6 protein-coding genes are annotated in these 8,020 nt (G+C 45.9%); 3 read left to right on the top strand and 3 right to left on the bottom strand.

Annotated elements, in window-relative coordinates:
* Window positions 1-463 precede the first annotated feature (463 nt).
* From hemG to ATB76_RS23410, 3 genes are read right to left on the bottom strand one after another with little or no spacing between them, the layout of a single operon-like run.
* Window positions 464-991, bottom strand: coding sequence for a menaquinone-dependent protoporphyrinogen IX dehydrogenase (hemG, locus tag ATB76_RS23420; protein ID WP_061036178.1), 528 nt, complete (start codon window positions 989-991; stop codon window positions 464-466).
* A gap of 9 nt (window positions 992-1,000) precedes the next feature.
* Entirely contained in the window at window positions 1,001-2,458 is a 1,458-nt protein-coding gene (locus tag ATB76_RS23415; protein WP_042602423.1) for a TrkH family potassium uptake protein, read from the bottom strand.
* 46 nt (window positions 2,459-2,504) lie between these two features.
* Window positions 2,505-3,128 carry a YigZ family protein gene (locus ATB76_RS23410; RefSeq protein ID WP_061036177.1) on the bottom strand — a complete coding sequence of 208 codons (624 nt, stop codon included), beginning with the start codon at window positions 3,126-3,128 and terminating at the stop codon, window positions 2,505-2,507.
* A 268-nt stretch (window positions 3,129-3,396) separates the two neighbouring features.
* On the opposite strand from ATB76_RS23410, the gene fadB reads away from it, so the two are divergent.
* The 3 genes from fadB (at window position 3,397) to ATB76_RS23395 (ending at window position 8,005) form a co-directional block, all read left to right on the top strand.
* Entirely contained in the window at window positions 3,397-5,568 is a 2,172-nt protein-coding gene (fadB, locus tag ATB76_RS23405) for a fatty acid oxidation complex subunit alpha FadB (RefSeq protein WP_061036176.1), read from the top strand.
* Window positions 5,569-5,582: 14 nt separating this feature from the next.
* The gene (fadA, locus tag ATB76_RS23400; RefSeq protein WP_061036175.1) at window positions 5,583-6,758 is read left to right on the top strand and encodes an acetyl-CoA C-acyltransferase FadA; all 1,176 of its coding nucleotides are present in this window, start codon (window positions 5,583-5,585) and stop codon (window positions 6,756-6,758) included.
* 266 nt (window positions 6,759-7,024) lie between these two features.
* Window positions 7,025-8,005: an MDR family oxidoreductase gene (locus tag ATB76_RS23395; RefSeq protein ID WP_009708064.1), complete on the top strand. Its 981-nt coding sequence runs from the start codon at window positions 7,025-7,027 to the stop codon at window positions 8,003-8,005.
* Window positions 8,006-8,020 lie beyond the last annotated feature (15 nt).

The following is an 8,020-nucleotide window of genomic DNA, read 5'->3' as shown; positions in this document are numbered from 1 at the left end:
ATCCTTACTCGAAAGTAAGAAGTAATTTTAAAGCTATTACCATTCCAACAGAATGATAATGAATTGACTGTGCCAAGTCCGAAGACTTGATTGGTCACTCAGTTCATTGAAACCTAATTTGAAACCGAAGTTTCTAATTGGATTATCATCAACGAGTGCCCACACAGATTGATAGGTCTATATTGTTAAAGAGCTTTCCTATTGAGCTTTGCTCAAATCGGACGGCCATTTTAGCGAGTTAAAGTTTAGTGTCAATCACTTTTTTCAAACTTTCTTTCAAGCGTTTCCGCTTGGCTAATTGGCTTGCTAACTTGGCTTTCGTTTCTTTCGAAGCGTTGCCGTGTCAGCGAGGTGGCATTATAGAGATTGCGATCACATTGGCAAGTCCTTTTTCACCTTTTTTTTGACTTTTTTACCATTCGGATAAATTTGCGTCAAAAGCGGTCAAAAGAGCACGTTATTTCTACAGTTCTTTGAATTTATCTGCGAAAAGAGCCACTTTTTCCCAATTGGTGTATTCCACTTCTTTGGTCGTATCGGTTTCGCCACCCGTCATCGACATAATGAACTTAATCATCGTTTTGTCGAACCAACCATAACGTGGGTAATAAAGAGCACCAGCAAAAACACCGATTAAGGTTGGTTTCCAAGGTGACTTAATTAGGAACTTACGAATGTAAGCGCTGCCTTCTGGCGTATCCTTTCCTTGGTCTTCTTTACGAGCGGTTAGGTTTACGCAGAAGAACGCCACTTTACTTTGTTCAAGTTGATTGAGGTTTCGCTCAATAAACTGGTACAGCTTCTTATTAAGATGACCATAACGAATAGACGCTCCAATCAATACCCTTTCGTATTGGCTAAAATCAATCGTCTCAACATTATGTAAATCCACCAACTCACATTCGAAGTCTGTTAGCTTCTCATCTATATAGTGGAGAATTTTTTTAGTCTGCCCTTCACGGGAGGAATATAGAAATAATGCTTTTGCCACGATTTCCCCTTAGCTACGCCAAAACGTCGGCGTAAGTAGAATAAGTAAGGTAAAGATTTCCAGACGACCAAACAACATGGAAACAATCAGCACCCATTTTGCTTTGTCGTTTACATCGCCAAAGTGAAGCGCAACTTCACCCAAGCCTGGACCTAAGTTGTTCAGCGTTGCAGCAACCGCGGAGAACGCACTTAGCTCATCCATTCCGGTCGCAATCAAACCCAGCATACAGACCACAAACACTAAAGCATAAGCAGAGAAAAAACCCCACACTGCATCTACAACTCTTTGCGGTAGTGCACTGCCACCCACTTTGATGGTGTAAACCGCACGAGGGTGCACCAAACGCTTCAGCTCACGCGCACCTTGTAAGGTCAGTAGCAGAATACGGATCACTTTCATGCCGCCGCCAGTCGAACCAGCACAACCACCTATAAAAGAAGAGAACAACAACAGCACTGGTAAGAATAATGGCCAATCGGCAAAGCCTGTTGTGGTAAAGCCAGCCGTAGTAGAGATGGAAACAGTCTGGAAAAGCGCTTGGTCGAATGCATCATAGGTTGAGTCGTAAGAATGGTGATTCAACAATAATAAGAAGCACACCAAGAACAAAACAGCTTGTATAAATATGAACGCGCGGAACTCTGGATCTTTCCAATAGTATTTAGGATGCACGCCGCCAGACGCAAACGCAGCGAAGTGCAAAGAATAGTTACATGCTGAGATTAACAAGAAGACAACAGTAATCATGTTAATCGCATAGCTATCGAAATAGCCCATGCTGGCATCGTGCGTAGAGAAACCACCGATAGCAATAGTTGAGAAGCTATGGCTAATAGCATCAAATGGCGTCATACCGGCCAACCAAAATGCCACGGCACATGCGATCGTCAGACTTAAATATATATACCATAGCGCTTTAGCCGTTTCGGCAATACGCGGCGTCATCTTAGTATCTTTGACTGGTCCTGGGATTTCTGCACGATAAAGCTGCATACCACCGATACCAAGCACAGGTAGGATTGCAACGGCTAATACGATGATCCCCATTCCTCCAAACCACTGTAGGAGCTGGCGGTAAAACAAGATTGCTTTGGGTAATTCATCAAGTCCAACGATAACTGTCGCACCAGTGGTCGTTAAAGCAGAGAAGGATTCAAAAAAGGCGTCAGTCACAGATATATTTGGGTTATCTGAGATAAGAAAAGGGATCGAGCCTGCGCTGCCTAGTACTGTCCAGAAAAGAACAACAATAAGAAAGCCATCACGTGCTTTTAACTCGTGTTTATACCTGCGGTTTGGGAACCAACATATCCCACCACACAATAGAAGTACGAAGAAAGTCGTGACAAAAGGTACACCCGCACCATCTCGATAGATGAGTGCGACCAACGCTGGCGCGAGCATTGTGACACTAAAAAGCGCGAGCAATAGCCCGACGATTCGAATAATTGAACGAAATTGCATGGATTAATTGACTAGCGAAGCTGTCCCTGTGGCTTCCTATATTTCATTATTGTCCGTCTATAGGGGTGACAATTGCCTTTGCACCGCTTTTGTTGATGATAGTTTGGGTAAAGGCGCTCACTTCACGTAGCTCAATTTCCAACACTAATACCACCTGATCGCTGTACTCAGCTTCAACTTCAACCACACCAAACTGGGGCATGATCGACTGTACGATAGGCATAAAACCATAGTCTAACTCTAGACGGAGTTTTGTGGTTATTTTTTTCTCAATTGTTTGAAGCAGCTTGAGCGCTTGTTGCACACCGCCACCATAAGCTTTCACCAAACCGCCTGTGCCTAACTTAATGCCACCAGAATATCGAGTAACAACAGCTGTCAGTTCTCCTACACCAGAACCAGACAATTGAGCTAGGATCGGTTTTCCGGCTGTCCCCGATGGTTCTCCGTCATCGCTAAACCCCCACTTCATCGAATCTTCTGGTCGACCCGCAACAAATCCCCAGCAGTTATGTCTTGCATCAGAGTGCTTGGTTTTGATCTGCTCTACGAACGCCTTTGCAGCCTCTATGTTTGGCGTATGAGCCAAATAGGTAATAAAGACGCTCTTTTTGATTTCTTCTTCAAATTGAGCAGGCGCGGCAGGGATAAGATAAGGCTGGTCATTCATAGGATTAGGTCACTTTTCTCTTTGTCCAAAGTCTATCACGAGACGGAATTGTGAGTCGCATAAGATCTGCACTAGCGCACAATGTTAAACACTTGTTTAAAAAATGTATTGAAATTAACCAATCCGAGGTCCAAACTAACTCCACTGGTCAAACCAGAACAACAAATATAACGACTTTCCTCTATATCTATTTGTTGCCCTACAGGCGCTCAGCCCGCATCAAATCGGTATACAGACAATCCAAGATTGTATGTCATGGAGATAGACAATGATTTACCAAGCCGAAACCCTACAGGTAAAGGAAGTACAAGATGGCATTGCAGAGCTTAGCTTCTGCTCTCCAAAAACCGTTAACAAGCTCGATCTAGCAACACTAGAGTCACTCGACAAAGCCCTTGATGCACTAAAAGCACACCAAGGACTGAAGGGCTTGATGCTCACCTCAGATAAAGACGCGTTCATTGTTGGCGCAGATATCACCGAATTCTTAGGTCTTTTTGCCAAGACAGACGCTGAGCTCGATCAGTGGCTGCAATTTGCTAACAGCATCTTCAACAAGCTGGAAGACTTGCCTGTCCCGACTATCTCGGTACTAAAAGGTCACACGTTAGGTGGCGGTTGTGAATGTGTGCTTGCAACTGACATGCGAATTGGTGACAAGACCACCAGCATCGGTCTACCAGAGACAAAATTAGGCATCATGCCGGGCTTTGGTGGTTGTGTGCGTCTGCCACGTGTTATTGGCGCCGACAGCGCAATGGAAGTGATCACGCAAGGTAAAGCATGTCGTGCGGATGAAGCATTGAAGATTGGTCTTCTGGATGCGGTTGTCGATAGCGACGCACTTTACGAGTCAGCACTTAAGACACTGACATCGGCAATCAACGAAAAACTAGACTGGCAAGCTCGTCGCAAGCAAAAAACATCGCCTCTAACGCTAAGTAAACTTGAATCAATGATGAGCTTTACCATGGCGAAGGGTCTAGTGGCTCAGAAAGCCGGTCCTCATTACCCAGCTCCAATGACAGCCGTTATCACTATTGAAGAAGGCGCTCGCTTTGCTCGTAATGAAGCACTCGACATTGAACGTAAGCACTTCGTAAAACTGGCTAAATCTGAAGAAGCAAAATCCCTGGTTGGTTTGTTCCTTAACGACCAATACATTAAAGGACTTGCGAAAAAATCAGCTAAGTCAGCAAGTAAAGACACGCAACGTGCGGCTGTGCTTGGTGCAGGTATTATGGGCGGCGGCATCGCCTACCAATCTGCATTAAAAGGCGTACCGGTGTTAATGAAAGACATCGCGCAACCTTCGCTCGACTTAGGCATGACTGAAGCATCTAAGCTGTTGAATAAACGCTTATCTCGTGGTCGCATTGATGGCTTTAAGATGGCTGGAATTTTAGCGTCTATCACACCAAGCTTACATTACGCAGGCATCGAAGAATCAGACGTGATTGTTGAAGCTGTAGTAGAAAATCCGAAAGTAAAAGCAGCAGTGCTGAGTGAAGTCGAATCGCATTTAGGTGACGACACGGTTATCACCTCAAACACCTCGACGATTCCTATCAACCTATTGGCAAAATCGCTGAAACGCCCAGAAAACTTCTGTGGCATGCACTTCTTCAACCCAGTGCATCGTATGCCTCTCGTCGAGATCATCCGTGGTGAACATACGTCTGATGAAACCATCAATCGTGTTGTAGCCTACGCAGCGAAAATGGGCAAATCACCAATTGTCGTCAATGACTGCCCTGGGTTCTTTGTAAACCGCGTATTGTTCCCATACTTTGGCGGCTTCAGCATGCTACTTCGTGATGGTGCTGACTTTACGAAAATCGACAAAATCATGGAGCGTAAGTTTGGCTGGCCGATGGGACCTGCATACTTGCTCGATGTTGTTGGTATTGATACCGCCCACCACGCACAAGCCGTGATGGCGCAAGGCTTCCCTGAGCGCATGGGCAAACAAGGTCGTGACGCGATCGATGCACTGTTCGAAGCAGATAAATACGGCCAGAAAAATGGCAGTGGCTTCTACAGCTACACCATTGATAGAAAAGGTAAGCCGAAGAAAACCTTCTCTGAAGAAATCTTGTCTGTACTCGCTGACGTTTGTGCCGATAAGCAGGACTTTGACGAGCAGACCATCATTCAACGCATGATGATTCCAATGATCAACGAAGTGGTACTGTGCCTACAAGAAGGCATCATTGCCACTCCACAAGAAGCGGATATGGCACTGGTTTACGGTCTTGGCTTCCCTCCATTCCGCGGCGGCGTATTCCGCTACCTAGATAGCGTAGGTATCGCTGAGTTTGTTGCAATGGCAAAACAATACTCAGAGCTTGGTGCTATGTACCAAGTACCACAGATGCTGATTGATATGGCGGCGAAAGGTGAAAGCTTTTACGGTGCACAACAGCAAGGTTCTATCTAAGGAGGGATTTTAAAATGACTAATCAAACAAGAAATGTTGTCGTAGTCGATTGTCTACGTACTCCAATGGGTCGCTCTAAAGGTGGTGCCTTCCGTCATACGCGAGCAGAAGATCTATCCGCACACCTAATGAAGGGTATTCTTGCGCGTAACCCACAGGTGAACCCAAGTGAGATTGAAGATATCTACTGGGGCTGTGTACAACAAACCCTAGAACAAGGCTTTAACGTTGCACGTAATGCGGCGCTACTTGCTGGTCTGCCAATTGAGATTGGCGCCGTGACGGTGAACCGCTTGTGTGGTTCATCAATGCAAGCGCTTCACGACGGTACACGTGCCATCATGACGGGCGATGCTGAAATCTGTCTAATTGGTGGTGTTGAGCACATGGGACACGTACCAATGAACCACGGCGTGGACTTCCACCCTGGTATGTCAAAGACAGTTGCAAAAGCAGCAGGCATGATGGGATTAACCGCTGAAATGCTTGGTAAGCTACATGGCATTAGCCGTGAGCAACAAGACGAGTTTGCCGCGCGTTCTCATGCTCGTGCACATGCAGCAACCGTAGAGGGTCGTTTTAAAAACGAAATCCTACCGATTGAAGGCCACGCAGCAGACGGCACGCTATTCACTCTAGATCACGATGAAGTGATTCGCCCTGAAACATCTGTTGAAGGCCTATCTCAACTTCGTCCAGTATTCGACCCTGCTAACGGCACAGTAACAGCCGGTACATCATCGGCTCTGTCTGATGGTGCATCAGCGATGTTGATCATGAGCGAAGAGAAAGCCAATGAGCTTGGTTTGAAGATTCGTGCACGCATCAAAGGCATGGCCATTGCGGGCTGCGACCCTTCTATCATGGGTTATGGTCCTGTACCAGCGACACAGAAAGCACTTAAGCGCGCAGGTCTTTCAATTGAAGACATGGATGTGGTTGAGCTAAACGAAGCATTTGCCGCTCAATCTCTGCCATGTGCTAAAGACTTGGGTCTGCTTGATGTTATGGATGAGAAGGTCAACCTTAACGGTGGTGCGATTGCATTGGGTCACCCACTTGGTTGTTCTGGCTCACGTATCTCGACGACGTTGATCAACTTAATGGAAGCGAAAGACGCAAAATACGGCCTAGCAACCATGTGTATCGGTTTAGGTCAGGGTATTGCAACGGTATTTGAACGACCATAGTTTGTCTAAGAGAAACTAGGTTGTAGTGATCAATCCAACAATCACGAGCAAATGAACCAATACTGAAAATTTTTAGTATTACACTTAAGGGCGGCATCTGATGTCGCCCTTTGTTTTACGCCAAATATTGCTTACATGCACAAAAAGCATACATTAAATGCTCAAGTTTCATTTTATTCATAGACAAAGAAGACATACACTTAGCAGCAGTTGATATCTTGCTGCATGTGACCCAGAGTCACGCTACCGCACAATCGGAGAACCTTATGTTTAATGCTCTAGTTCTAAATCAAGAAGACAAACGTACTATCGCTAGCATCGAGCAAATCGATGAAACACAACTGCCTGAAGGCGACGTTCTGATTGACGTTGATTACTCATCGTTGAACTACAAAGACGGCCTTGCAATTACAGGTAAAGGTAAAATCATCCGTAACTTCCCGATGGTGCCGGGTATTGACCTAGCAGGTACGGTAGTAAGCTCAGAAGACGACCGCTACCAAGCAGGCGACAAAGTTGTTCTTACGGGTTGGGGCGTGGGTGAAAACCATTGGGGCGGTATGTCTCAACGTGCTCGCCTAAAAGCGGATTGGCTAGTACCACTACCAAAAGGTCTAGACAGCAAGAAAGCAATGATGGTTGGTACTGCTGGTTTCACTGGCATGCTATGTGTTCAAGCACTGCTTGATGCAGGCATCAAACCTGAAAACGGCGAAATCCTAGTAACTGGCGCAAGTGGCGGTGTAGGCTCAGTAGCAGTAACGCTTCTAGCACAGCTTGGCTACAAAGTTGCTGCAGTGACAGGTCGCGTAGAGAAAAACGGCCCACTACTAGAAAAGTTAGGAGCTAGCCGCATCATCGACCGCGTTGAATTTGAAGAGCCAGCACGTCCGCTCGAAAAACAAGTATGGGCAGGTGCGGTTGATACTGTAGGCAGCAAAGTACTAGCAAAAGTATTGGCGCAAATGGATTACAACAGTGCAGTTGCAGCTTGTGGTCTTGCAGGTGGCTTCGATCTACCGACGACAGTAATGCCATTCATCCTACGTAACGTTCGTCTACAAGGTGTGGATTCTGTTTCATGCCCATTTGAAAAACGTACTGCAGCATGGGAAAAATTGGTTGAGCTACTACCAGACAGCTACTTCGAGCAAGCTTGTACTGAGGTAGAACTAGCTGAAGCACCAAAATACGCTGAAGACATCACAAACGGTCAAGTAACTGGTCGCGTGGTTATCAAGCTATAAGCGTTAACCCTTCGA

It is taken from the genome of Vibrio sp. MOR3 (genome assembly GCF_001557775.1).
In the GTDB taxonomy this organism is placed as follows: Bacteria; Pseudomonadota; Gammaproteobacteria; order Enterobacterales; family Vibrionaceae; genus Vibrio; species Vibrio jasicida.
The sequence above is the reverse complement of the archived record's forward strand: the minus strand, read 5'-3'. Positions and strand labels throughout refer to the sequence as shown.

Coding starts and splice junctions, on each gene's coding strand:
- ATB76_RS23395 (WP_009708064.1), top strand. CDS start 7,025: ATGTTTAATGCTCTAGTTCTAAATCAAGAAGACAAACGTACTATCGCT.
- fadA (WP_061036175.1), top strand. CDS start 5,583: ATGACTAATCAAACAAGAAATGTTGTCGTAGTCGATTGTCTACGTACT.
- ATB76_RS23415 (WP_042602423.1), bottom strand. CDS start 2,458: ATGCAATTTCGTTCAATTATTCGAATCGTCGGGCTATTGCTCGCGCTT.
- fadB (WP_061036176.1), top strand. CDS start 3,397: ATGATTTACCAAGCCGAAACCCTACAGGTAAAGGAAGTACAAGATGGC.
- ATB76_RS23410 (WP_061036177.1), bottom strand. CDS start 3,128: ATGAATGACCAGCCTTATCTTATCCCTGCCGCGCCTGCTCAATTTGAA.